The sequence below is a fragment of the Flavobacterium humidisoli genome, assembly GCF_023272795.1.
GTDB classification, from domain to species: Bacteria; Bacteroidota; Bacteroidia; order Flavobacteriales; family Flavobacteriaceae; genus Flavobacterium; species Flavobacterium humidisoli.
In genome coordinates, this window is record NZ_CP096829.1 from 3,378,539 (window position 1) to 3,401,773 (window position 23,235).

Annotated in this window: 25 protein-coding genes; 6 read left to right on the forward strand and 19 right to left on the reverse strand. The window is 34.4% G+C overall.

All coding sequences use genetic code 11. The features are described from left to right. Window positions 1-61: 61 nt before the first annotated feature. The 8 genes from M0M44_RS14515 to rsfS all read right to left on the reverse strand — a co-directional run bounded on the left by M0M44_RS14515 (window position 62) and on the right by rsfS (window position 6,811). Window positions 62-1,120, reverse strand: coding sequence for a glycoside hydrolase family 130 protein (locus M0M44_RS14515; protein ID WP_248726293.1), 1,059 nt, complete (start codon window positions 1,118-1,120; stop codon window positions 62-64). A gap of 65 nt (window positions 1,121-1,185) precedes the next feature. Next, entirely contained in the window at window positions 1,186-1,965 is a 780-nt protein-coding gene (locus M0M44_RS14520) for a superoxide dismutase (RefSeq protein WP_248726294.1), read from the reverse strand. Between the two features lie 6 nt (window positions 1,966-1,971). After that, complete coding sequence (locus M0M44_RS14525; protein WP_248726295.1) at window positions 1,972-2,241, reverse strand: acyl-CoA-binding protein; 270 nt, start codon at window positions 2,239-2,241, stop codon at window positions 1,972-1,974. Beyond that, window positions 2,242-2,895 carry a phosphatidylserine decarboxylase family protein gene (locus M0M44_RS14530; RefSeq protein ID WP_248726296.1) on the reverse strand — a complete coding sequence of 218 codons (654 nt, stop codon included), beginning with the start codon at window positions 2,893-2,895 and terminating at the stop codon, window positions 2,242-2,244. Continuing rightward, window positions 2,885-3,775, reverse strand: coding sequence for a phosphatidate cytidylyltransferase (locus M0M44_RS14535; protein WP_248726297.1), 891 nt, complete (start codon window positions 3,773-3,775; stop codon window positions 2,885-2,887). Before M0M44_RS14535 ends, M0M44_RS14530 begins: the two co-directional genes overlap by 11 nt. A gap of 1 nt (window position 3,776) precedes the next feature. Next, window positions 3,777-4,382, reverse strand: coding sequence for a lactate utilization protein B/C (locus M0M44_RS14540; RefSeq protein ID WP_248726298.1), 606 nt, complete (start codon window positions 4,380-4,382; stop codon window positions 3,777-3,779). A gap of 116 nt (window positions 4,383-4,498) precedes the next feature. After that, window positions 4,499-6,424, reverse strand: a complete 1,926-nt coding sequence (ftsH, locus tag M0M44_RS14545) for an ATP-dependent zinc metalloprotease FtsH (RefSeq protein ID WP_248726299.1) — start codon at window positions 6,422-6,424, stop codon at window positions 4,499-4,501. A 15-nt stretch (window positions 6,425-6,439) separates the two neighbouring features. Further along, window positions 6,440-6,811 (reverse strand): ribosome silencing factor, encoded by a 372-nt coding sequence (gene rsfS / locus M0M44_RS14550; RefSeq protein ID WP_008462770.1) that lies wholly within the window; start codon window positions 6,809-6,811, stop codon window positions 6,440-6,442. 92 nt (window positions 6,812-6,903) lie between these two features. Between rsfS and M0M44_RS14555 the strand changes: the two genes are divergently transcribed. After that, window positions 6,904-7,632 carry a biotin--[acetyl-CoA-carboxylase] ligase gene (locus M0M44_RS14555; protein WP_248726300.1) on the forward strand — a complete coding sequence of 243 codons (729 nt, stop codon included), beginning with the start codon at window positions 6,904-6,906 and terminating at the stop codon, window positions 7,630-7,632. A gap of 257 nt (window positions 7,633-7,889) precedes the next feature. Here M0M44_RS14555 and M0M44_RS14560 read toward each other — a convergent pair whose 3' ends face one another. Together M0M44_RS14560 and pyrE are read right to left on the reverse strand one after the other, a co-directional pair. Beyond that, window positions 7,890-8,282 carry an SRPBCC family protein gene (locus M0M44_RS14560; RefSeq protein ID WP_248726301.1) on the reverse strand — a complete coding sequence of 131 codons (393 nt, stop codon included), beginning with the start codon at window positions 8,280-8,282 and terminating at the stop codon, window positions 7,890-7,892. 143 nt (window positions 8,283-8,425) lie between these two features. Continuing rightward, entirely contained in the window at window positions 8,426-9,073 is a 648-nt protein-coding gene (gene pyrE, locus M0M44_RS14565) for an orotate phosphoribosyltransferase (protein ID WP_248726302.1), read from the reverse strand. Between the two features lie 7 nt (window positions 9,074-9,080). Between pyrE and M0M44_RS14570 the strand changes: the two genes are divergently transcribed. Continuing rightward, window positions 9,081-9,731, forward strand: coding sequence for an NUDIX hydrolase (locus tag M0M44_RS14570; RefSeq protein WP_248726303.1), 651 nt, complete (start codon window positions 9,081-9,083; stop codon window positions 9,729-9,731). 148 nt (window positions 9,732-9,879) lie between these two features. Here the strand turns inward: M0M44_RS14570 and M0M44_RS14575 are convergent, their stop codons facing one another. Both M0M44_RS14575 and M0M44_RS14580 read right to left on the reverse strand, forming a co-directional pair. Then, window positions 9,880-10,620: a DUF6882 domain-containing protein gene (locus M0M44_RS14575; protein WP_248726304.1), complete on the reverse strand. Its 741-nt coding sequence runs from the start codon at window positions 10,618-10,620 to the stop codon at window positions 9,880-9,882. Between the two features lie 349 nt (window positions 10,621-10,969). Beyond that, window positions 10,970-12,697, reverse strand: coding sequence for a M14 family metallopeptidase (locus M0M44_RS14580; RefSeq protein ID WP_248726305.1), 1,728 nt, complete (start codon window positions 12,695-12,697; stop codon window positions 10,970-10,972). 233 nt (window positions 12,698-12,930) lie between these two features. Here M0M44_RS14580 and M0M44_RS14585 point away from each other — a divergent pair, with 233 nt between their 5' ends. Together M0M44_RS14585 and M0M44_RS14590 are read left to right on the forward strand one after the other, a co-directional pair. After that, window positions 12,931-14,295 carry a DEAD/DEAH box helicase gene (locus M0M44_RS14585; RefSeq protein ID WP_248726306.1) on the forward strand — a complete coding sequence of 455 codons (1,365 nt, stop codon included), beginning with the start codon at window positions 12,931-12,933 and terminating at the stop codon, window positions 14,293-14,295. A 226-nt stretch (window positions 14,296-14,521) separates the two neighbouring features. After that, the gene (locus tag M0M44_RS14590) at window positions 14,522-14,965 is read left to right on the forward strand and encodes a hypothetical protein (protein ID WP_202001246.1); all 444 of its coding nucleotides are present in this window, start codon (window positions 14,522-14,524) and stop codon (window positions 14,963-14,965) included. Window positions 14,966-15,278: 313 nt separating this feature from the next. On the opposite strand, the gene M0M44_RS14595 is transcribed toward M0M44_RS14590, so the two are convergent. The 4 genes from M0M44_RS14595 to M0M44_RS14610 all read right to left on the reverse strand — a co-directional run bounded on the left by M0M44_RS14595 (window position 15,279) and on the right by M0M44_RS14610 (window position 18,302). Continuing rightward, window positions 15,279-15,857: a PhnA domain-containing protein gene (locus M0M44_RS14595; protein WP_248726307.1), complete on the reverse strand. Its 579-nt coding sequence runs from the start codon at window positions 15,855-15,857 to the stop codon at window positions 15,279-15,281. A 76-nt stretch (window positions 15,858-15,933) separates the two neighbouring features. Continuing rightward, the gene (gene coaD / locus M0M44_RS14600) at window positions 15,934-16,392 is read right to left on the reverse strand and encodes a pantetheine-phosphate adenylyltransferase (RefSeq protein WP_248726308.1); all 459 of its coding nucleotides are present in this window, start codon (window positions 16,390-16,392) and stop codon (window positions 15,934-15,936) included. A gap of 103 nt (window positions 16,393-16,495) precedes the next feature. Next, window positions 16,496-17,188: a DUF421 domain-containing protein gene (locus M0M44_RS14605; protein WP_248726309.1), complete on the reverse strand. Its 693-nt coding sequence runs from the start codon at window positions 17,186-17,188 to the stop codon at window positions 16,496-16,498. A 142-nt stretch (window positions 17,189-17,330) separates the two neighbouring features. Beyond that, window positions 17,331-18,302, reverse strand: coding sequence for a D-alanine--D-alanine ligase (locus M0M44_RS14610; protein WP_248726310.1), 972 nt, complete (start codon window positions 18,300-18,302; stop codon window positions 17,331-17,333). Window positions 18,303-18,637: 335 nt separating this feature from the next. On the opposite strand from M0M44_RS14610, the gene M0M44_RS14615 reads away from it, so the two are divergent. Further along, complete coding sequence (locus M0M44_RS14615) at window positions 18,638-19,258, forward strand: PASTA domain-containing protein (RefSeq protein WP_095927824.1); 621 nt, start codon at window positions 18,638-18,640, stop codon at window positions 19,256-19,258. Beyond that, window positions 19,248-20,291, forward strand: a complete 1,044-nt coding sequence (locus tag M0M44_RS14620) for an RluA family pseudouridine synthase (protein ID WP_248726311.1) — start codon at window positions 19,248-19,250, stop codon at window positions 20,289-20,291. Before M0M44_RS14615 ends, M0M44_RS14620 begins: the two co-directional genes overlap by 11 nt. A 227-nt stretch (window positions 20,292-20,518) precedes the next feature. Here M0M44_RS14620 and M0M44_RS14625 read toward each other — a convergent pair whose 3' ends face one another. The 3 genes from M0M44_RS14625 to M0M44_RS14635 are packed head-to-tail and all read right to left on the reverse strand — an operon-like array spanning window position 20,519 to window position 23,234. Next, window positions 20,519-21,130 carry a 3-keto-alpha-glucoside-1,2-lyase-like domain-containing protein gene (locus M0M44_RS14625; protein ID WP_248726312.1) on the reverse strand — a complete coding sequence of 204 codons (612 nt, stop codon included), beginning with the start codon at window positions 21,128-21,130 and terminating at the stop codon, window positions 20,519-20,521. Between the two features lie 18 nt (window positions 21,131-21,148). Further along, window positions 21,149-22,372, reverse strand: a complete 1,224-nt coding sequence (locus M0M44_RS14630) for an ATP-binding cassette domain-containing protein (protein ID WP_248726313.1) — start codon at window positions 22,370-22,372, stop codon at window positions 21,149-21,151. Between the two features lie 16 nt (window positions 22,373-22,388). Next, window positions 22,389-23,234 (reverse strand): sulfurtransferase, encoded by an 846-nt coding sequence (locus M0M44_RS14635; RefSeq protein ID WP_248726314.1) that lies wholly within the window; start codon window positions 23,232-23,234, stop codon window positions 22,389-22,391. Window position 23,235: the final 1 nt, after the last annotated feature.

Here is a 23,235-nt window from a genome sequence, read left to right on the forward strand (position 1 = left end):
GAAATTTAAATAATATAAAACTTGTTTGGATTAAGAGATTAAACTAAACAAGTTTTTGTTTTTAAACATTTTTTAAAAGTGAAAAAATCTCTTTTATTGAAAAAGTCGCACCGCATACAAATTCATCAGAAGCACCATAATAAATTGTAAGCGTGTCGCCGTCGGGTTCCACTATATGGCCGTTTGTGAAGACAACATTTCCAAAGAAACCGCTTAGTTCGTAACTTGTTTTAGGAAACATAATAGGAGTTTCGGTTCTCGAAATCACTTTTGTGGGATCTTCTAAATCCAATAAAAAAGCGCCTAAAGAATATTGATGAAATTCGTTGGCTCCATGATAAATTTCTAGCCAGCCTAATTCTGTTTTTATCGGTGCGGCTCCAGCGCCAACTCTTTTGCTGTCCCAACTATCTTTTCTGGTTTTGATAATGCATTTATGATTTCCCCAATGAATTCCATCTGGAGAAGAAGCAATCCAAATGTAGTTCCCTCCAATATCTACACTGCTAGGGCGATGCAAGGCATAAAACAAGCCGTTTATTTTTTCTTCAAAAATGGCACAGTCTTTATTGTGAGGAGGAAATATTAGTCCGTGCTTTTCAAAATTCTTCCAATCGGTTGTAGTTCTTAAGCCAACGCCCACACCGCTAGGAGAAACAGATGTAAAAGTGAGGTAGTATTTTCCTTCTATGAGAGAAACCCGGCAATCTTCAATTCCAAAAGTTTCTAGTATTCCTTCGCCAACTAAATGCGGATAATCTTCAGGTTCATAAAATCGTTTACCGTCTTCACTGCACAACAATCGAATATGAGATAAGGTAGTTAAGTAATCAATGCCTTGATAATTAATTACGCGTGCATCTGTTGCAATAAGTTCAGGATGATCTTTTAAAATTTCAATAATCTGAATGGTGCCTGCTTCTGTTAATATCGGAAAAGAAATAGTGTTTTCAATTTGTTTTGGTCTTTCGGCGACACGCATCGCTAGCCAGATTTTGTTTTGAAACTGAAACACGCCCGGATTCAATAGACACGTAATTTCTAGACCTTCTCTACTTGGCGGTATATCTGACGGCGATAATATAGGGTTTTCTGTAAAACGATTGGCAATGTCTTTCATAATCTTCGTTTAAGTACTTAAAAGGTATAAAAAAAAGCTGATACTTAATTGCATCAGCTTTTTTTCTATACTTTTTTAACCTTTTTGAGCGCTTCAACGTAATATTCGTTTACTTTTTCCCAATTTATGTGATTGTAAAAAGCGTCAATGTAACTGCCTTTTCGATTTTGATAATCTAAATAATAAGCATGTTCCCAAAGATCAATTCCCATAATTGGAGTTCCTGGAATCAAGGCATTCTTCATCAATGGATTATCTTGATTGTCAGTTGTGGTAATTTGTAATTTGCCATATCGGTCTACAACCAGCCAAACCCATCCAGAACCAAACTGCTTTTCTGACTGTGCTTTAAATTGATTGGTTAGATTGTTAAAAGAACCAAATTCTTTATTAATAGAACCTGCAAGAGTATCTTTTGGAGTCTGCTCTTTTGGAGTCAGAATGTTAAAATACAGTGTATGGTTGTAATACCCACCTGCATTCTGACGGAGTTTTAAATTAGTAAGAGGCATTTTTTTTAAAATGTCTTCAATAGGCATATTTTCAAACTCGGTCGAAACAATCTCTTTATTAAAAGCATTTGTGTATGACAGGTAATGTTTTGAGTAATGTGTTTCTAAAGTTAAGGTTCTAATGTCGGGAGCAAGACCATCATAATTAAATGGCAGTTTCGTCATTTCAAAAGAGCCTGGATCGGCTTTAACATCATTTGGCGAACCAATAGTAATTTTTTCTTCTTTTGTTGGAAGAGGAACTTCAACTACTTCTGTCAGTTTATCTTCTTTACAAGAAAACAATAGTAAAAATGAAGTTAAAGTGCTGAAAAGGACAACGTTTTTCTTCATAATGTTTTATTTTGATGTTAATGAATTGATGATTTCGATATAATTTTCTTTGGCTTCGTCTACAGACATATGGCTTATCTGCATCCAGGCATTGGTTTTAAAAGCATTTCGCAAATCAAAATTTTCAGATTGATTGTAAACAGCTGTTCCAAAAGTAGCCTGTTTGTAAAAAGCATAAAGTCTTAACTGCACATCCTGCGGCAGTGAAGCCTGAGTCATAGCCATTGCAGCTTCGACGGCTTTAGTGAAGCGAATATCTAAATCTTTATCAGCCATTTATGCTTTTGTAGCAATAATTGTTTTTCCTCCAATCGCTTTTTGGTTTAACTCGACATTGATTGGTGTGCCTAAAGGTAAAAATAAATCGACTCTTGATCCAAATTTAATGAAACCAGCGTCGGTTCCTTGAACAACCTGCATTCCTTCTTTAGCGTAATTTACAATTCTGCGAGCCAATGCACCTGCAATTTGTCTGTATAAAATCGAACCAAAAGTTTCATTTTCTATCACTACTGTAGTTCTTTCGTTTTCTTCACTTGCTTTAGGGTGCCAAGCAACAAGGAATTTTCCAGGGTGGTATTTGCTAAATTTAATGATTCCATCCATTGCGTAACGTGTTACGTGCACATTGATTGGCGACATAAAAATAGACACCTGCAAACGTTTATCTTTAAAATATTCTCCTTCATAAACTTCTTCAATAACCACCACTTTTCCATCTACTGGCGCAAGGATATGATCACTGTTTCTAATTGCAATTCTTTTCGGATTTCTGAAGAATTGTAAAATAATAATCAAAATTACAAGCGCTGCAAATTGCACAAGCATTCTCAGCCAAGCAATATCAATGAATTTATCAGCAATTAAAAGTACAGCTACAGTAAATACAGTACCTAATAAAATGGACGGGCCTCCCTCTTTATGAAACATAATATAAAATTTGATAAAATAAAAATATAATTGGTGCTACAAATATAACACTATCTAATCGATCTAGAATACCTCCGTGACCAGGCATTATCGAACCGCTGTCTTTTATGCCTGCAATTCGTTTAAATTTGGATTCTATTAAGTCTCCAATAGTTCCAAAAATACTAACAATTAATGCGATAATAGTCCAGATTAAGATTGATGTGTTGCTAAATTCAGGTTTAGGCTGAATATAGAGTTTAGAAATCAAAAAGCCAGCAAAAGCGGCAAATACAACACCACCTAGAAAACCTTCAATTGTTTTTTTAGGAGAAACTCGCTCAAATAATTTGTGTTTTCCCATTGATTTTCCAACCAAATAGGCAAAAGTATCATTGGTCCAGATTAAAACAAATAGACCAAGAATAATTTTCGGATTATAATCATTTGTTCCAAATGAGATTTTTACGATAAACACAAAGGGAAGTGTAATATATCCAAGCAGATATAGATATTTTGAAGAAGTGCTCACTTTTTGAACCGAATCGTAAAATAAAAATATGATGCATTTTATTGAAACGACAATAGTTATAGCCAGAAGAATTAAATCGAGCTGTTTAATATTGGTTTCTAAACTTATGTTGGTGTTAAAGGTATCGTTAAGAAACTTGGTTGTTTGTTTGTTGTAATGACTTACAAGAATAATGGAAGAATAAATCAAAGTTCCAAAAAGGATAGAAAACACTTTGTTCAAGTTTACGATATTAGAAAACTCGTATATCGTGATAATTAAGAAAACGCCAAAAAGAGTAATGAAGCTTTCTGTAGAAAACAATATCGAAGTTAGTAATAAAGCGATATAAACAGCACCAGAAATGGCCCTCTTCAGTGTTTCGTTCATCTTAAAGGTCTTCTAAAAGCAGTAAATAAAGGTTTTTTGCAACACTTCCGTATTGTGTAAAGTCCTCGTCTTTGGCTTTTTCGAAATATTTTATTGTAGTGATATTAGTAGGATAGTCTCTTTCGTATTTTCGTTTTATAGCGCTTAATCCGTCGCTTTTCATTGGAAGGATTTGGCTTGTGGTTGCTATAATAACAATATTTGCAGGTAATTCGTTAGGTTTATTTTGTCTGATTTGTTTTGATGAAAATAAAATAGAACCTTCATCAGCTATAAGGTTTTCACAGCTAGCCAATAAAAATTTTGGCTTAGTTGGAGCGATGTAAAATAATTTATTTTCTTCTAGTAAGTTAAATAAGGCTTGCTCATAGCATAAAACTTCATTCTCGAACCAGTCGTTTTCTTCTAAAATATTTTCAAACTGCTCTGCAACTTCTTCCATGTTTTCGCAATACAAGAACTTTCCTCCATTTTTTTTGAAGTTGAAAATAAATTGCTCGTCTAAAGATAAATGACTGTTCTGCGCAGATGAACCTGCATATTCGCTTTCGTTCTCTTCGTCAGAAGCGGCTTCACTAGAGCCAAATATTTTTTTGAAAAAATTCATTTTTTATATGAAATGCTTTACATGTTAATTGAAAACGTTCAAAGATAAAAAAATCTTAATTCAAAAGGGACTTTTGAATTAAGATTTTAAAAATTTATTACGTTTTTCGTAATTATTTATGAAACTACTTCTTCTAAATTTTTGTCAAAAGTACGTTTTCCGAATATGTTTTCTAAGTCATCTTTAAAGATTACTTCTTTTTCAATCAGAATATCAGCAAGTTGGTTTAACTTGTCTTTGTTTTCCTCTAAAATCTGAATCGCTCTTTGATATTGACCTTCTATTAACTCTGAAATTTCTTTGTCAATAATTTTTGCAGTCTCATCAGAATACGGTTTCGAGAAGTTGTACTCATTTTGTCCAGTTGAATCATAATAAGTAACATTTCCGATTTTATCGTTCAGTCCGTAAATGGTTACCATTGCGCGAGCTTGACGTGTTACTTTTTCTAAATCACTCAAAGCACCAGTCGAAATTCTATCGAAAGTAACTTTTTCAGCAGCTCTACCACCCATAGTAGCACACATCTCGTCTAACATTTGATCTGTTCTTACGATTTGTCTTTCTTCTGGTAAATACCATGCAGCTCCTAAACTTTGCCCACGAGGAACAATTGTAACTTTAATAAGTGGAGCAGCATGCTCTAACATCCAACTTACAGTAGCGTGTCCAGCCTCGTGAATTGCAATTGCTCTCTTTTCGTCTGGAGTAATGATTTTATTTTTCTTTTCTAAACCACCGATAATTCTATCTACAGCATCAAGGAAGTCTTGTCTGTCAACTGCCGCTTTATTGTTACGAGCAGCAATAAGAGCAGCTTCATTACAAACGTTAGCAATATCAGCACCAGAGAAACCTGGAGTTTGTTTGGCTAAGAAATCTAAATCAAGGCCTTCAACTTTTTTGATAGGAGCTAAGTGAACTTTAAAGATTTCAGCTCTTTCGCGAATATCTGGTAAGTCAACAAAAATTTGTCTGTCAAAACGTCCTGCACGCATTAAAGCTTTATCAAGAACATCAGCTCTGTTTGTTGCTGCTAAAACAATTACGTTAGAGTTTGTACCAAAACCATCCATTTCTGTTAATAATTGGTTCAAGGTGTTTTCTCTTTCGTCGTTTCCGCCAGACATATTGCTTTTTCCTCTTGCTCTACCAACAGCATCAATTTCATCGATGAAGATAATAGCAGGAGATTTTTCTTTTGCTTGTTTAAATAAGTCACGTACACGTGAAGCACCAACTCCAACGAACATCTCAACGAAATCAGAACCTGATAAAGAGAAGAAGGGTACTTGAGCTTCACCAGCAACAGCTTTCGCTAATAAAGTTTTACCAGTTCCCGGAGGACCTACAAGTAAAGCTCCTTTAGGAATTTTACCTCCAAGATTAGTGTATTTTTCAGGGTTTTTAAGGAACTCAACAATTTCTTGAATTTCTTCTTTTGCACCTTCTAGACCTGCAACATCTTTAAAAGTTGTTTTAATGTCTGTTTTTTCGTCAAAAAGTTTAGCTTTAGATTTTCCGATATTGAAAATCTGACCGCCTCCGCCAGCGCCTCCGCCAGACATTTTACGCATGATGAAAATCCATACACCAACAATGATGATGATAGGAAGTAAGCTGATTAAAATATCGCTCCAGTTATTTTTTTGAAGGAAGTTAAAATCTTTTAATTTCCCTTCGCTAACTGCTTTTTCCAGTTTAGTCTGAAAGATTTGATCATTACCAATTTCCAAGGTATAGTGTGGACCTTTGTTTGGCTGTTTGAAAATATCTTCAGCTACTTTTTTATTTGCCGGATCTTTAAGAGCGGCAGCATTTAAATATACCTCAGCTTCTGCTTTGTTGTACACAATTACTTTTTCAATCTGTCCTTTTTCTAAAAGCGTGTTGAATTTAGAAGAAGTTAATTGAGCAGGTTCGCTTAAGCTTGATCCTCCTGTGGCAAAACTTATGAATAAAAAAACTAAAAGTATTGCGGTGTATATTAACCAAGGACTTATTTTAAATTTATTCGGATTTGGATTATTATCTTTAGCCATTTAATGAAAGTTTCTTTAGTATTTGTTCTCGATTGAAGTTATTTTGGCATCGCCCCAAAGGCTTTCGATGTTGTAATATTCGCGAATGTGCTTCTGGAAAACGTGTACTACAATGTGTACATAGTCCATAAGAACCCATTCTGCATTATCTGTTCCTTCTACGTGCCAGGGTTTATCTTTTAAGTCTTTTGATACTGTTTTTTGAATTGAGTTTACGATGGCGTTAACTTGGGTGTTTGAGCTACCGTTGCAAATAACAAAATAGTCGCATACAGCTGTATCTATTTCTCTTAAGTCAAGAATATCGATATCATTTCCTTTTACTTCCTCAATCCCTTTGATTATGTTCGCCAGTAGAACATCATTATTAATAGTCTTTTTCGCCATGAATTATTTTATATGAATTTGTAAAGTTACCAAATTTTGTGATTATTTTTGAACCTTAACAAAATATTAAATTAAGATATTTAAATTATTTAATGAAACTAATCAAACTCGATGCCATAGATTCTACAAATGACTTCTTAAAAGCTTTGTCAAGTCAGGATGAACTGGAGAATTTTACAACGGTAACAGCTGAAAATCAGACAAAAGGGAAGGGGCAAGTTGGAGGCTTATGGAAGACTGAAGCTGGTAAGAACTTAACTATGAGTGTCTTGGTGAAAGATTTTTTGTTTAATAATGACAAAGTTTTTAATTTAAGCGTCTTGGTTTCTTTATCGGTAGCAGAGGTTTTAAAATCGTTAAATATTCCTGATATATGCATAAAATGGCCAAACGACATTCTGTCATACAATAAGAAGTTAGTTGGCATATTAATCGAAAATACCTTAAAAAGCGATGGCAGAATCGTGTCAGTTGTCGGAATCGGAATTAATGTCAATCAAACCGATTTTGACGAATTGCCAAATGCTTCTTCGTTGGCAGTAATTTCTGGAAAAACTTTTGACAAAGAAGAATTGGCAATTCTAATCGTTGAAAAACTAAAAGAGAAAATTCAATCTTGGAATACCTCAGCACAAATTTTTTGGGATGATTATTTTAATTTTTTATTTAAAAAAGGAATTCCAACTGCATTTAGAGACAATAACAATCAAGATTTTATGGGAATCATTCAAGGCGTTTCTCCAATAGGAAAATTGCAGGTTTTGCTAGAAGATGATTCTGTGGTAGAGTTTGAGATTAAAGAGGTTAAAATGCTTTATTGAAAGTTGCAAAGGGACAGAGGGACAAAGTGGCAAAGGTTTTTCGTAGAGACGCACTGCAGTGCGTCTAACTAAGGTTCTGAGTTGCTAAGATTCTAAGATTTTTGATAAAGAATTTTCCGTAGAGACGCACTACACTGCGTCTAACATAAAGTTACCACATAGTTTATCACCTTCAAGAATGATAAATTACAAAAAATAAAAAAGTCCAATCGTTAGATTGGACTTTTCATTTATAATTCACAATTTACAATTAACCATTATAATTTGTTCATATTGTTTGCTAAAGTTTCAATAAACTTACTGATTGGACCTTTAACCATCATTGCCATCATAGCATTGAATTCGCCTTCAAAAAATAACTGAACTGCACTTTCTGAATCAGAAATACTATCAATGTTTGAAGTTAATGTAAATGGAAGTTTATCACTTGCAGCACCCAAAACGATTTTGTTTGGAGCCTCTTTGTCTTTCATTTTTAATTTGATTTCAGGCATCCCTTTCAATCCAAAAATAAAAGCGTCTTCGCCAGTCACTTCAAATTTAGCGATATTATCTGGCATTAATTTTTCAAAATTCTTAACATCAGTCAATTGATCAAATAAATCTTGAGCTGATTTCTGAACAGTAACTTTTGGACTTTCTAAGTTCATATATTTTTATTTTTTTTGTTTTTACCGCAAAGCGCGCTAAGGTTTTTTTATATGCTAGGTTTATAAAACACTAAGATCGCAAAGCGAGATTAAATTCCCAAAAAAGAGCGAAGCGATTTTTTTAGAAAATCTAAAATCTAAAATTAATCCTCTTGTCCCCAAGTCGATGGACTTTCATTCCATTCCAATAGAGTCGATTGCTGATCTTCGGTGATATATTGTTTTTGAACCGCCAAGTCTAATAAATTCTCGTAGTTGCTCAAAGTGAATAAATCAATATTAGCTTCTTTAAAATTTTCTTCAGCAACGCCAAAACCATATGTAAAAATTGCGGCCATACCTTTAATGTTTGCACCTTCATTTCTTAAAGCTTCCACAGCCATCAAACTACTTTTTCCAGTACTAATTAAATCTTCGACAACCACAACATTTTGTCCTTTTTGTAAAAAACCTTCTACTTGGTTTTGTCTGCCGTGTTTTTTAGGCTCTGGACGCACATATACGAACGGAAGCCCTAAACTTTCGGCAACCAAAATTCCAACTCCAATGGCTCCAGTAGCAACACCAGCGATCACATCAGGTTTTCCAAATTGTTTTTCGATGTTCTTAGCAAACTCATCACGAACATAGTTTCTGATGCTCGGAAATGAAAGAATTAACCTATTATCGCAATAAATAGGAGATTTCCAACCAGAAGCCCATGTAAAAGGATTTTCGGGATTCAATTTAATTGCATTTATTTGCAAAAGCAATTCGGCTGTTTTTTCGGCAGTATCTTTATTAAAAATCATAGTACAAATGTATAAAGTTTTTGTAAACGACAAACCACTTTTTTTGACAAATGAAATCTCGCGCGAAACAGATTTCCAATTGTTCTTGTTGGAGAGTATTGATATCGAACAGCTTATTATAAAAATTTTTCAAAATAAAATTCAAAAAGCGATTCTATATCATCCCGACGAAAGTGAGATCATGAAAACCCTAAAAGCCAAGATTCCGGTAAATAAAGCGGGCGGAGGCTTTGTCTACAATAAGAAAGGCGAAGTCTTGTTCATCTTTAGAAACGGAAAATGGGATCTGCCAAAAGGCGGAATCGAGAAAGGGGAAGACATTGAAGCGACGGCTATGCGTGAGGTAGAGGAGGAGACGGGAGTAAACCAGCTTCGTATTACGAATAAACTTCAAAAAACCTATCATATCTTTAAACGCAACGGAAAATACAAACTCAAAATCACGCATTGGTTCGAAATGCAGTCTGATTTTGAAGGAACTCCTCACGGACAAATCGAGGAAGGAATCGAAAAAGTCGCCTGGTTAAACCCAGAACAAATCAAAGAAGCGCTTAAAAACTCATACGAGAATATCAAATTGTTGTTTGAAGAAGAAAAAATTCCAACGGAAAAAATTGAACCACCTGTAGCTTATCGATCGGCTCCAAATTCGAAATAATTAAATATTTGGGCGTGCCACCAATTAAAAAAAGACACAATAAACTTTGCGTTCATTGGGTCTTTTTTTAATTGCTGTCGGGCTATCCGCGCTACTTCGGTAGCTTGCTTCTATCCCTCACGCGAGAGCAAACAATATCATTTAGTGATTAAGAATTACCATTTAAGTTAGTTAAAAGATTATTCTCATTAAAAGTAGCAGTAATTATTTGACCATTTTTTTCAGCTTTCACTTCATTTCCATTAGAAGTCAATTCAAAACCTTTTTGAGAAAGATAATTTGAAAAAGCATTCTTGTGATTTTGAATTTCAAACGTCGAAATCAATTCTGGAAAAACAGTCAAAATTCTAGAAAATTCCTCGCTTTCAGTCTTATCAATTGCATCATCTTTTATTGTAACAACCATTGTTCCTTGACCGTAATTTCCAAGATAATAACCGCTTAAATTAAACATCGTAGTAGCAACCATTCCAATAAGATGTAAATCATTAGGAACAGCGTCAAATTTTCCAACGCTTAATAACTCTATATTGTTTTCTTCTCCATATTTCTTTAATGAAAGTGCTTGCTGCATAACAGATTCTGCATAACCGCCCGCTTTATTTTCCCAAAGCCAAAGCCAAGTTTCTGACGAATGCGAAAATGAACCCAAAACCTGCATCGGAAAAGTAAGATCATCACCAAAAGTGATTTCTTCTTTATTCATATCAACATTCCAAGAAAGACCACCAGTTATCTCAAATAGATTTCTTTGTTTTTCTAAAGCAAGAGCTCCAAATTTTTCTAAAAAATCATTTTCAGATGTGAAGTGTATGGTATTGTTTGATTGATTAGTTGTTGATTCTATATTTTCTTCTTTCTTTTTAAAAAGATTATTGAATAGCCCCATTTCTTTATGATTTTTAGAGTTTTAAATTGATGATTTCAAATATATAACTTTTAGGATAAGTCGGAAAAAAGTTAATTAAATTTATACTTGCTTTGTGAATTTTGAACTTTGCAATTGAAAAACTCATTCCGTAGGAATGTTTCATCGGTAGAAAAAAAATGAATTACAGTTATACGTTCCTTAGGAACGTTTGATTAACGGAGTAATTATGTCCATAAACAGGTGTCCTGTCAGGACACAATACATAATGATATTATTTTTTCTATCGATGAGATGTCCGTATTCTGTCACAAACGTTTCTCGCTTTGCGATATGGGACTTTTTAAAGACCACATCAAATCAAAAAAATCTACAAAACACGATAAACAGGATACTGCATATGAGCCTTTTCATAATAAACTGAATGTTTGTAAATCCAGTCCAATTGAGCTTCAGAATTTTTAGCAAATTCGCGGTCGTTTTGTTTTTTAGTTTCTAATGCTGCTTTTAGAGCTGGGTTTGCTTTTAAGAGATTCGCCGCAGTATCTTCAAAAATATATTCTGAGTAATGTTCTTTTTGCTGTAAAATAGGATCGAAGAAATTCCAATTAAAAAAAGAATCAATACCTTCTGGTTCAAAAACTTCTAGAAGATATTTTACACCTTTTTGAGTTGTTGGAACTAGGTAATCTCCTTTGGCGAAAGCCATTTTAACTATTTTAGAAGTTACGGTTGTGTTTCTGTGTAAATAATGCCCTTCGTAAGCAGACGGAACGGTTTTAAAATCTGAAATTCTGTAGCTTTCAACTTCTATAATTGTATCGTTTTTAATTTGCTTAAACGAGATATTATTGTTTTTCAAAAGGTCAATAATATTCCAATAACCACGCGGAATGATATAAGCAGACGGAATAACAACATCTTTTACCGATTTGAATTCTTTGATATACGGAACATCTTTTTGGTATGGTTTGGTTCTGTCATAATACAAACGATTTCCTGTTGTAGCTTCGCTTTTTTTGTAACCTGCTTCATAACCCAAAAACGAAAAAGTGGTCGCTTTTGTGCTATCCAGTTCCCATTTTAGAGTGTACGATTTTTTAGGCTGATATTGTTCTAAATTCTTTGCTCTTAAATCTTTTATCTTTTGATAATTCGCATCGGTAAAATCCAAAGTCGATTTCATGTATTCGTAAGTCATTTTTACACGTTCTGCGTATTTTTTCAGCATGTGTGTTTCCACCACAAAACCAATCGTATTAAATAGGGAAGTGTAACCCGTTGTGTATCGCGGACTATCGACAAACTGCCCAAAACCTTTGTCTGGAGTATCTTTAAACGAATCGACATAAGGCGTAGTTTCGATTTTCTTTTTCTGAAGATCTTTGACCAAAGCCGGCATCATTTCGTTATTCATAAAATCGCCCAAAACAGTTCCGAGTTTATTGTGCTGTGTCATAATGTACGTCAATTTGTATTGATAATCAGAGCCGTTACTTACGTGATTGTCAATAAAAACATCGGCATTTATCTTTTGAAAAATCTCGACAAAACTTTTAGTGTTTCTTGTGTCAGATTTCATCATATCGCGATTCAAATCGTAGTTTCTCGCATTTCCTCTGAAACCATAAATTTCTGGTCCGTCTTGATTGGCTCGTGTTGTAGAATTTCTATTTAACGCTCCGCCAATATTATAAACTGGAATGGTCACTAAAACCGTATTTTTAGGCGCTTTCAGTTTGCCTATTGCCAAATCTCTGTAGAATTGCATGGTTGCATCGATTCCGTCAGGTTCGCCTGCGTGGATTCCGTTATTCACAAATAAAACGGCTTTGGTTTTCTGTATTTTGTCAAAATCAAATTCTTTGTCAGCATTGAAGGTAATCATGTGCAAAGGTTCTCCAGAATCGGTTAGTCCCATTTCTTTCATTTGAATCGTTGGAAAATCGGCAGCAAGCATTTTAAAATAAGCTATAGTTTCTTGATAAGTTGCCGATTGGTTTCCGTTTCCTTTCTCAAAAAAAGTATCGTATTTTTTATTGTTTTGAGCGAAAAGGGTAATGGTGAAAAGTGAAATGAAAAAAGTAAAAAGTTTCATGTTTTGATTTTTTAATAGGAATCAAATATATAGTTTTTTATTTGTTTAAAAGTTTCAAGTTTCAGGTTTCAAGTTGATATGCTTTGTGTTTTTTTACCGCAAAGCACGCAAGGTTTTTTATATATGGATTTTATAAAAACGTAAAGTTCGCAAAGCTTTGAACTTAAACTTTGTGAGCTTTGTGTAAACCTTTGCGTGCTTTGCGGTTAAAAAACTTTCCCTACTTTTGCAAAATGAATAAAAAACACCATTCCAACGATATACTTTCGAATTTAGGGGTTAAAAGTCTAAACGAAATGCAGGAAATGGCACATGATGCCATTTTAAACGAAAACAATACTTTATTACTTTCTCCAACAGGATCTGGAAAAACATTGGCTTTCCTGCTTCCAATATTAGAATTGTTACAGCCAGAAGTGTTGTCTGTTCAGTGTTTGATTTTGGTTCCATCACGCGAATTGGGACTTCAAATTGAACAGGTTTGGAAAAAAATGGGAACGCAATACAAAGTTAATATTTGTTACGGTGGACATTCAATAGAAACTGAAATCAAGAATTTAAGCAATCCGCCAGCGGTTTTAATTGGAACGCCTGGAAGAATCGCTGATCATATTGAAAGAGAAACTTTTAGAACAGATAAAATTCAAACTTTAATTTTGGATGAATTTGATAAATCGCTTCAATTAGGATTTCACGAACAGATGTCTTTTATCATCGGAAGGTTATCTAAAGTAAATAAAAGAGTTTTGGTTTCGGCGACGTCTGATATTGAAATTCCGAAATATACACGAGTGGTAAATCCGGTTGTTTTGGATTTTATTCCAGAGGAGGAAGAGAAAGCAAATCTTTCGATGAAAATGGTGATTTCGTCAGCAAAAGATAAACTGCAAAGTTTATTCAATTTGATTTGCTCTTTAAAATCAGAATCGGCAATTATTTTCTGTAATCATCGTGATGCTGCTGAACGCATTAGTGACACCTTAAACGAAAAAGGGATCTATTCGGTGTATTATCATGGCGGAATGGATCAGGAAGAACGTGAGCGCGCCTTAATTCAGTTTCGAAACGGAAGTGTTACATATTTAGTGACAACCGATTTGGCAGCGAGAGGTTTGGATATTCCAGAAATGAAGCATGTTATTCATTATCATCTGCCTTTAAAAGAAGACGAGTTTACACATCGTAACGGTCGTACAGCGCGTATGCAGGCGACGGGAACGGCGTATATTATCATTCACGAAAGTGAAAAAAAGTTAGATTACATTGATTATGAAATGGAGGTTTTGGATGTTGAAGGTAAAGTTTCGTTGCCAAACCCACCTCAATTTCAAACGATTTATATCAGCGGTGGAAAGAAAACCAAACTGAATAAATTTGATATTGTTGGATTCTTTTCGCAAAAGGGAAAACTAGAAAAAGACGATTTAGGTTTGATTGAAGTAAAAGATTTTGTTTCGTTTGCGGCGGTAAAATACAATAAAGTAAAAGATCTTCTGAAGAATATTAAGGATGAAAAAATGAAAGGGAAGAAGTTTAAAATAGAAGTCGCCCGAAATGTGATCAAGAAAGAAGAAGAGGAGAAGAGAGGGAAATATTGATTTTAGGTAATTAGAGGAAAGAAGCAAGATGTAAGATGCAAGAAGCAAGATGTAGATATGAAGATTGGAATTTTAAGTTTTAAAATTTATTTCCTTGTATTTCAATAGTTTAGGATTGTGTGGCTAAGTTTTACAATTTTATGTTAAAAAAATAACGAATTGATAGGTGTTTTTTCAATATTTCTGTGTTTTTTTGTGTTCGTAAAATTGTAACCCCAAATACTATATGAAAAAGATTATTACTCTTGCCGCATTGTTTTTTACTTTTGTTTCGTTTGCACAGGTTAAGGTTCTAGAAACGGTTCCTGTAGAAAAATTAGGAAAAGTAAATAACAACTACATTCAGAAAATTGGTGACGAATACACTGTGTATTACACTATTGTTCAAAGTGATGACGATTCGACTTTGAGAAAATTTTCATTCAAGAACATCGATAATGCTTATAACTCTTTATACAACATTATCATGGGCGGATTTACAGCTTCTCCGTTGTACGATATCAAATTAGAGTTACCTAACAACTACATTTGGTTGCACTACACAGGAAATGTAGTTCCAGACAAAGCTACAGTTCAGTTTATGGTTTCTGGTAAAGAAAGAGACGCAGCAACAAACAACGTTTCTGAGCCATTCGTAAAAGACCAAATCAATAAATTATTCCAAAAGTAATTTTTAAGGTTCAAAGGCTCAAAGTTTCTAAGGAACAAAGTTTTTAACCTTTATCTATAATTATAAAAAGCTGTTCTAATCGAACAGCTTTTTTTTGTTTCAAGTTTAAGGTTGATACACTTTGTCTTTAATTTTAACGCAAAGCTCGCTAAGTTTTTTTATTTAAAGGCTTTTAAAAGTACAAAGTTCGCAAAGCTTTGTGAATAAAACTTTGTGAACTTTGCGTAAATCTTTTTGTGTTTTGCGGTTAAATAGTGAGTATTCTAAAAAAAAAACTTAGAATCTTAGCATCTCAGAACCTTAGCAACTTTATTTAAATCTTCTTCACGTATTGCGTAATAATCACAATCTGTTGGCCATCTACTTTTCCTTCAATATATTCGGTGTTTTCGTGGTCTAAACGAATGTTTCTAACAGCAGTTCCTTGTTTGGCAACCATGCTAGAACCTTTTACTTTAAGATCTTTGATTAAAACTACAGAATCTCCATGTTGTAGTACTACACCGTTGCTATCACGGTGAACCAATTTATTCTCTTCATCTTCGCCTTCTCCTGTTGCTTTTGCCCATTCTAGAGTATCTTCATCCAGATACATCATATCTAGCAATTCTTGTGGCCATCCTGCAGCGCGCATACGGCTTAACATTCTCCAAGCTACAACCTGCACGGGAATATTTTCGTTCCACATGCTGTCATTAAGGCATCTCCAGTGATTTAAATCGACGTTGTCTGGATTTTCAATTTGGTCAATACAAGTGTTACAGGCTAATACAGCTTCATCAATTCCGCCTTTTTTAGTTGGCAGGACTTGATAAACTTTTAAATTTTCTTCATTTCCGCAAAGTTCACATTTAGATCCGCTTCGTTTGCTTAATTCTCTTTCGATGCTCATTGTTTGGTGTTTATTTTAAAAATGCGAAATTACTTATATTTTACTTCGCTGGCAAGTTTTATGGTTTGTTATTGCACTATTTTGTGATCCTAACCGCATCTGGAACCAACATCTCATATTCGCCACCATGACGCAATACATCGCGTACAATGCTTGAACTGATAAATGAAGTGCTTGCGGCTGTCAATAAGAAAACGGTTTCTATTTTAGACAATTTTCTATTGGTGTGTGCAATTGCTTTTTCGAATTCGAAATCGGCTGGGTTGCGCAATCCTCGCAAGATGAAGTTTGCTTTTTCTTTTTTTGCCAAATCGATTGTTAATCCTTCATAAGTAATAACCGAAACTTTTGGTTCGTCTTTGAAAGTTTCTTCAATAAAACGCTTTCTTTCTTCTAATGAAAACATGTATTTTTTTTCGGCATTGACACCAATGGCAATTACAATTTCATCAAATAAAGGAATGGCTCTTTTGATAATGTCTTCGTGTCCTAACGTAATTGGGTCAAATGATCCTGGAAATATGGCTTTTCGCATTTTCTTTTCTTTTTAAGGTTCAAAGCTGCAAAGACATAAAGGCGCAAATTAAATGAAATTGGCCAAAGCTTTGCTTTTTGAAATTTATAATTTGAAATTTATTCTAAGTTATTCTTTTGGTATTTATCGCTTCGACCCATTCTTCTCTTTTACAGACATCACATTTTGCATTTCCTTTTTTAACTTCTTGCGTGTGTCCGCAGAAAGAACAAGCATAGATTCCGTCGGTTGGAATGAATTTGCTCTTAGCATTAAACAAGGAAGGCAAAATAGGAAGTCCGTATTTTACATTTTCGTCTGGATAGTAAAAAACACTTATTTCGCCACTTGGTTCTATAAAAGCATGTTTTACCTGCCCTAAATGCTCTATTGATTTTACACGAAGTTCTGAGAAAAATTCATCTTGTGCCAAAGTTTCTTTTTTAAAACTCGATATAGAAAATTTTCCATCATTGATTAAACATTCCGTTTTACCTTCTATAAACTCTTCGAATTTTTTGCTTTTTCCAGTAAGCCATGTCACAGATCGGTACAAAATAATGATGACCAAAAAGACAATTGCTGCAGGAACGATTCCAACATCTTCATAAAACATAGGATCGCCAGCAGCAGAACCCAATGCAATAATGATTACGGTTTCGAAAATTGATAATTGTTTGACACCCCTTTTACCAGCTAGTTTTAGCGTTAGCAGCAAAATGGTAAACATTACTGTCGAACGAAATATTACTTCCAAAAGAAAAACTTCTGGCAATTCATTAAAAAATAGTCTATTCCATTCGAAGATTTGTTTCATTTTTTTTGAAGGTGCTAAGGTTCTAAGTTGCTGAGATTCTAAGTTTTTTTCGCGGCGGACTTCAATTCGCTCAGTAGGACATAGTATATTAAAAAAAGGTTCTGAAATCTTAGTAACTTAGAATCTCAGAACCTTAGTATCTTTAAGAAAGGGCTAGCTCAATTGCATTAGTGAATAGATCTTCTAAAGAAATTCCAGCTGCTTTTGCTTGCTGCGGAATCAAACTTTCTGTCGTTAAACCTGGAATGGTATTCATTTCTAGCATATGAGGTTCGTCGTTTACGATAATGAATTCGCTTCTTGAGAAGCCTTTCATTTTTAAAACTTCGTAAGCACGTTTTGCCGTTTCGCTTACTTTCTTGGTCAATTCGTCAGAGATTCTCGCTGGCGTGATTTCTTGCGATTTTCCTTCGTATTTAGCTTCATAATCAAAGAAATCATTATCTGATACAATTTCTGTAATTGGCAATACTTTAATTTCTCCTTGATAGTTGATAACCCCAACAGAAACTTCAGTTCCGTCAAGGAAACTTTCGATGATGATTTCGTTGTCTTCTTTATAGGCAACTTCTATCGCGATTGGTAATTCTGCTTCGGTTTTTACTTTCGAGATTCCGAAACTTGAACCTGCTTTGTTTGGTTTTACGAAACAAGGCAATCCAACTTTTTTAACGATTTCTGCGGTATTGATTTCGTCTCCTTTATTCAAGTAATAAGAGATCGCTGTTTTAATTCCGTATGGTTTTAAAACCGATAATAAATCTCTTTTATTGAATGTTAGTGCCGATTGGTAATAATCACAAGAAGATTGTGGCAGACCAATCAATTCGAAATACGCTTGCATTAATCCGTCTTCGCCTGGAGTTCCGTGAATGGCGTTGAAAACACAATCAAAAGTGATTTTTTCTCCGTTTACTGTAACTGAAAAATCATTTCTATCGATTGGGAATTCGGCATCGTTTTGATCGACATAAACCCATTTTTCTTTAAAAATGTGAATACGGAATCCGTTGTATTTTGTTTTGTCAAGATATTGATACACGACATTCCCGCTGATTAAAGATATTTTGTATTCGCTGGAATAGCCGCCCATGATGATGGCAATGTTTTTCATGTTTTTGTTTCAGGTTTTAATTTGTTTCAAGTTTCAGGTACTGCTGGAAATTTTGTAGATCTGTTATTGAAACTTTTATTGAGTATATGATTTTTTTATAAATAACGTTCTTATTGAAACCGAGTGTCCTAGCCCTGATAGAAGCGGCATCCTTTTGTGCCGGGGTTCGGCGCAAAAGATACAGCGGATAGCAGTAAATAGCTCCTGAAAATTATCGTTCTCCCAAAACTTAGGGATGCTCACGACGACAATCTTGGGACTTTCTTGTTTTAAACAAAATTATCATTTTTTTTGAAATGAAATACTTTATCTTTGTCGCTATTAAAAATAAATTTATGAGTTTACGTCAGTATTTAACAAGCCGAGTTTTTTTCTTGCAATTGCTTGCGGCCGCAGCTATTATTGCGGTTATTGGTTATTTATTTATGCATTGGTTAACTTTTACAACAGATCACGGACACGAAATTGCGGTGCCGAATTTGTCTAAATTGACTGAAGAGCAAGTTGAAAATAAATTGGATGAACTGGATTTAGATTATGTTCTTTTAGACAGTGTTGATTACAGAAGTGAATACCCAAAATATAGTGTTGTAGAGCAGGATCCATTGCCAGGAACGATGGTAAAAGTGGGTAGAAAAATTTATATTAAGATTAATGCATCTGGTTTTTCTTCTGTAAAAATTCCAGATTTAATAGAAAAAACATATCGTGAAGCGGTGCCAACTTTGAAAGCGTTAGGTCTTGAGCCAGGAACGATTACGTATATTCCGAATCTTGGAAAAGATATGGTTTTGGAAATGCGTTTAAAAGGAAGAAACTTAAAAGTAGGAGATCGCGTTTTGAAGGCGTCTAAAATCGATTTGGTTTTAGGTGACGGAAAAGCAAGTTATGTAGATGAAAGTCAGGCAACAGATAGTACTGCAGCGCCTGTAGAAACCCCAAGTGATGAACAATAATATTGAAGAAAATTTAGATCTGGAAGACGAATTATTTGAGCACTACAGATTTGAAGTCCCAAAAGGTCAAGCGTTTTTGCGTATTGACAAATATTTAATGTATTTGATTCCGAATGCCACGCGAAATAAAATTCAGAACGCGGCAACTAATGGGAATATTTTTGTAAATGATATTCCAGTAAAATCAAATTATAAAGTAAAACCTTTTGATGTGATAACGGTTATGTTGTCTCATCCTCCTTTTGAGAATCATATTCTTCCTGAAGATATTCCGCTGAATATTGTTTATGAAGATGATGCTCTTTTACTGATTAATAAAGAGCCTGGAATGGTTGTGCACCCAGGTCACGGAAATTATACTGGAACTTTGGTAAATGCTTTGGCGCATCATTTTGATAATTTGCCAATGAATAGCAGCGAACGCCCAGGTTTGGTTCATAGAATCGATAAAGATACTTCTGGTCTTTTGGTTGTGGCTAAAACAGAAGCTGCAATGACACATTTAGCAAAACAGTTTGAAGCTAAAACGACTGAACGTGAGTATATTGCTCTAGTTTGGGGAAATGTTGTGGCTGAAAGCGGGACTATTGAAGGAAATCTGGCAAGACATTTAAAAGATCGTATGCAGATGGCAGTTTTTGACGATCCAGAAATTGGAAAACCTGCGATTACGCATTATAAAGTTTTGGAGCGTTTTGGTTATGTGACTCTTATTTCTTGTAAACTGGAAACGGGAAGAACGCATCAGATTCGCGCGCACATGAAACACATCGGTCATCCTTTATTTAATGATGAGCGTTACGGCGGGCATTTGATTTTGAAAGGAACGACTTTTACAAAATACAAACAGTTTATCGAAAATTGTTTTAAAGCTTTGTCACGTCAGGCGCTGCATGCAAAAACACTTGGATTTGTGCATCCGAATACTGGAGAGTTAATGCGTTTTGATACAGAATTACCTCAGGATTTTCAGGATTGTATCGAGAAATGGCGCGTTTATGTGAAGTCGCATAACACGGAAGATGAGAATTAAATTCTTTAGAAAATAGAGAATAGATTAAAGAATATAGAAAAAAAGCTCCTTAAAAGGAGCTTTTTTATTTTACCGCAATTTTATTATCGTTCCAATATTCTGTAGAGGCGCACTGCAGTGCGTCTAACGTTGTGGATTCTCGTTGCGGAGACGCACTGCTGTGCGCCTCTACGGATATGCTTTGTGTTAGAATATTAATGGCATATTTGTTTCCATTAATTTAATTATTATAGAGATTTTATTGTTAAATCGATAATTTTGACTTCTCCATTGGTTATGAAACCCAGTTTTCCTTTTTGGTTTAGGTTGCTTTTTTCGAGCGAACATTCCAAATAAGTTTTGTTGTCTACGGAAAAATATAATTGGTTGTTTGTGACTCTGATTTTTACAGCATACCATTTGTTATTTTCTAATTTCATTGGTTTTTTGAATAAGGTTTTTCCACCTCGTTTGCCATACGAATCGTCTTTTTTATCGTAGACCCCGTCACCAATTACAATGTTTTGATCAATCTGATACAAGTACGTTCTAATGTATTTTCCTTTATCCAAATTGAGCATTATTTCGAATAAAGATGAATTTGTCATGTTGACTTTCAAATCGATTTCATAATTATTTGGGAGCTGTTTCTTTGAAACCAAAACTCCCCATGGCGAAAGAGAACCGTTTCCTGTAAGGGTATCGTTTTTTAAAACCCATTCTTTAGAATGGATTTTCCAATTTGATTTTAGTTCTTTTGAATTGTTTAAAGTATATTCTTTTTTTGCTGTTGAAATGGTGCTAGAACACGAAATCAAGATTAACTGCAAAAGAAGAAATACTGCAAATTTTATTTTCATTTAATTTAATTCTGATTGCTATTTTATTTTTCCTATTGATCCCGTTTGTGATGGCAGAAGTTCGAAAACAGAAGTAGGAGCGAGGCCTTGTTCGATTCGGTGCGATACATAAAGTATAGAAACATTGGTTTCTTGTTTTATCGTGTTGATAAGCTGAATTACCAAATCTACATTTTCGTCATCTAAACCTTCTACAGGTTCGTCTAAAATTAATAATGGCGGATGTTTTAAAACGGCGCGAACAATTAATGCCACACGCTGCTGCCCAATAGAAAGATCTATAAAACGCTTTTTTCTTAAATGCGTCATTTCAATCACTTCAAGCCATTGCGTTACTATATTTTTTTGATGCGTCGTAGGTTCTGTATAAAGTCCGATTTGGTCAAAGAATCCCGATAATATCATCTGTTCGACCGTATGACCTTTCTGAAACAGATCCATCATAGAAGTAGTGTAAATCCCGATTTGTTTTTTAATATCCCAAACACTTTCGCCAGTTCCTTTTTTTCTTCCAAACAAAAACAAATTCTGCCCAAAACCTTTCGGATTGTCTCCTGTTATCAAAGATAAAATGGTGCTTTTTCCAGAACCATTTGGACCAATTAACTGCCAGAATTCGCCTTGTTTGATTGTCCAGGAAATGTTGTCGAGAATCTTTCTTTCGTCATAACTCACCGAAACATTTTCAAGTCTGATTAGTTCATCTTCTGGAAAAGTAGGAATTGAAGTTGCTTTAGGAATTGAAGTTGTATTTAATGTTTTGAAATGATTTTCAGTTTTTTTAAATGGATGTAATTCGAATGTATTGTCTTTAATTTGAGCTTTATTTGGCACAAATTCAAGTACATCAACAGTACGATTTAAAAGCTGAATAATTGCAATATCCTGAGTTAGATCTTTTAGCGAATCGGCTAAAATTACTCTTGAAGCCTGATCCAAATGATCAAAAGGATTATCGAAAATAATGTAATCAGGTTTTTGATTGATACAATATTTTAGAAACTCTTTTTTACGTTCGCCAGAAGAAAAAGTTCGAAGTTGTCTATGCGAATCTGGAGAAGCTTCTACGCTGTCATATTGAAACTCTTTTTCGATGAATTTTTCGATTGCAATATCAGAAAACAGTATTCCTTTTTGATGGTTAAAAACGGCTAATTCTCCCGTTGCTTCTCCATTTAATATATTGTCTATTAATTTCTTTTTATTTACCTGATTTGATAAAAGTATATCCCAGTGTTGCATTATATTTTTGTAAGTATTATTTATTTTCTTTCAACGCCATTTCTCGATCGTTTCTTGACCATTCGCTCCACGAACCCACATACAATTTCGGAATTGGAAGCCCGGCGTAATCCATTGCTAATAATGTGTGGCAAGCTGTAACTCCCGAACCGCAATGAACAATTGTATTTTCTGTTTTTTTATTTCCAAGAATTGCTTTGTATTTTTCTGCCAATTCATCGGCAGATTTAAACAATCCGTTTTCGTCTAAATTTTCAGTTAACGGAACATTGACAGCTCCCGGAATATGTCCTGCAATTAAATCCAGAGGTTCTGTTAAGCCATCGTAACGGTTCTTGTCACGAACATCGATTACGATATTTTGATCGTTTTTACGGGCTTTTTCAACCTCTTCAATATCTGCTAAAGCCAATTTCCATTCTTGAGAAGGATAGTCTGTTTTTTCAAAAGTCTCATTTCCAGAATTGGTTGGAAAGCCAGCTTGAATTGCAGCTTGAAAACCACCATTTAAAACCTGAATTTTTTCATGTCCAATGGCGCGCATCATCCACCAGAAACGTGCTGCGAAATTAGAACCATTTTTATCATCGTAAACTACAACATGATCGGAAGGTGAAATTCCTAATGCAGAAAGAGTATGTGAAAAATCCTTTGGAGAAGGCAATGGATGTCTTCCTCCGTTTGCAGGATTTTCTGGAATTGTTGCCAAGTCACGATTTAAATCGACAAAACGAGCGCCTTTTAAATGTTCTTTTTGATAATTTTCAAAAGTATTCACGCCAGCTCTAGCATCAATTAAAATGATTTTAGAATTAGCAATTAATTCTTGAGCCGTAATAATAGGAGAAAAAGTAGTTGACATT

What these genes read in the sequence shown, in the direction of transcription:
- rsfS (WP_008462770.1), bottom strand. Translation starts at nt 6,811, where the DNA reads ATGGCGAAAAAGACTATTAATAATGATGTTCTACTGGCGAACATAATC.
- M0M44_RS14575 (WP_248726304.1), bottom strand. Translation starts at nt 10,620, where the DNA reads ATGGGGCTATTCAATAATCTTTTTAAAAAGAAAGAAGAAAATATAGAA.
- M0M44_RS14515 (WP_248726293.1), bottom strand. Translation starts at nt 1,120, where the DNA reads ATGAAAGACATTGCCAATCGTTTTACAGAAAACCCTATATTATCGCCG.
- M0M44_RS14630 (WP_248726313.1), bottom strand. Translation starts at nt 22,372, where the DNA reads ATGCAACACTGGGATATACTTTTATCAAATCAGGTAAATAAAAAGAAA.
- M0M44_RS14610 (WP_248726310.1), bottom strand. Translation starts at nt 18,302, where the DNA reads ATGAAAAACATTGCCATCATCATGGGCGGCTATTCCAGCGAATACAAA.
- M0M44_RS14620 (WP_248726311.1), top strand. Translation starts at nt 19,248, where the DNA reads ATGAACAATAATATTGAAGAAAATTTAGATCTGGAAGACGAATTATTT.
- M0M44_RS14625 (WP_248726312.1), bottom strand. Translation starts at nt 21,130, where the DNA reads ATGAAAATAAAATTTGCAGTATTTCTTCTTTTGCAGTTAATCTTGATT.
- M0M44_RS14520 (WP_248726294.1), bottom strand. Translation starts at nt 1,965, where the DNA reads ATGAAGAAAAACGTTGTCCTTTTCAGCACTTTAACTTCATTTTTACTA.
- M0M44_RS14585 (WP_248726306.1), top strand. Translation starts at nt 12,931, where the DNA reads ATGAATAAAAAACACCATTCCAACGATATACTTTCGAATTTAGGGGTT.
- coaD (WP_248726308.1), bottom strand. Translation starts at nt 16,392, where the DNA reads ATGCGAAAAGCCATATTTCCAGGATCATTTGACCCAATTACGTTAGGA.
- M0M44_RS14635 (WP_248726314.1), bottom strand. Translation starts at nt 23,234, where the DNA reads ATGTCAACTACTTTTTCTCCTATTATTACGGCTCAAGAATTAATTGCT.
- M0M44_RS14595 (WP_248726307.1), bottom strand. Translation starts at nt 15,857, where the DNA reads ATGAGCATCGAAAGAGAATTAAGCAAACGAAGCGGATCTAAATGTGAA.
- M0M44_RS14535 (WP_248726297.1), bottom strand. Translation starts at nt 3,775, where the DNA reads ATGAACGAAACACTGAAGAGGGCCATTTCTGGTGCTGTTTATATCGCT.
- M0M44_RS14555 (WP_248726300.1), top strand. Translation starts at nt 6,904, where the DNA reads ATGAAACTAATCAAACTCGATGCCATAGATTCTACAAATGACTTCTTA.
- M0M44_RS14540 (WP_248726298.1), bottom strand. Translation starts at nt 4,382, where the DNA reads ATGAATTTTTTCAAAAAAATATTTGGCTCTAGTGAAGCCGCTTCTGAC.
- M0M44_RS14590 (WP_202001246.1), top strand. Translation starts at nt 14,522, where the DNA reads ATGAAAAAGATTATTACTCTTGCCGCATTGTTTTTTACTTTTGTTTCG.
- M0M44_RS14525 (WP_248726295.1), bottom strand. Translation starts at nt 2,241, where the DNA reads ATGGCTGATAAAGATTTAGATATTCGCTTCACTAAAGCCGTCGAAGCT.
- M0M44_RS14530 (WP_248726296.1), bottom strand. Translation starts at nt 2,895, where the DNA reads ATGTTTCATAAAGAGGGAGGCCCGTCCATTTTATTAGGTACTGTATTT.
- M0M44_RS14605 (WP_248726309.1), bottom strand. Translation starts at nt 17,188, where the DNA reads ATGAAACAAATCTTCGAATGGAATAGACTATTTTTTAATGAATTGCCA.
- pyrE (WP_248726302.1), bottom strand. Translation starts at nt 9,073, where the DNA reads ATGATTTTTAATAAAGATACTGCCGAAAAAACAGCCGAATTGCTTTTG.
- M0M44_RS14560 (WP_248726301.1), bottom strand. Translation starts at nt 8,282, where the DNA reads ATGAACTTAGAAAGTCCAAAAGTTACTGTTCAGAAATCAGCTCAAGAT.
- M0M44_RS14615 (WP_095927824.1), top strand. Translation starts at nt 18,638, where the DNA reads ATGAGTTTACGTCAGTATTTAACAAGCCGAGTTTTTTTCTTGCAATTG.
- M0M44_RS14570 (WP_248726303.1), top strand. Translation starts at nt 9,081, where the DNA reads ATGTATAAAGTTTTTGTAAACGACAAACCACTTTTTTTGACAAATGAA.
- M0M44_RS14580 (WP_248726305.1), bottom strand. Translation starts at nt 12,697, where the DNA reads ATGAAACTTTTTACTTTTTTCATTTCACTTTTCACCATTACCCTTTTC.
- ftsH (WP_248726299.1), bottom strand. Translation starts at nt 6,424, where the DNA reads ATGGCTAAAGATAATAATCCAAATCCGAATAAATTTAAAATAAGTCCT.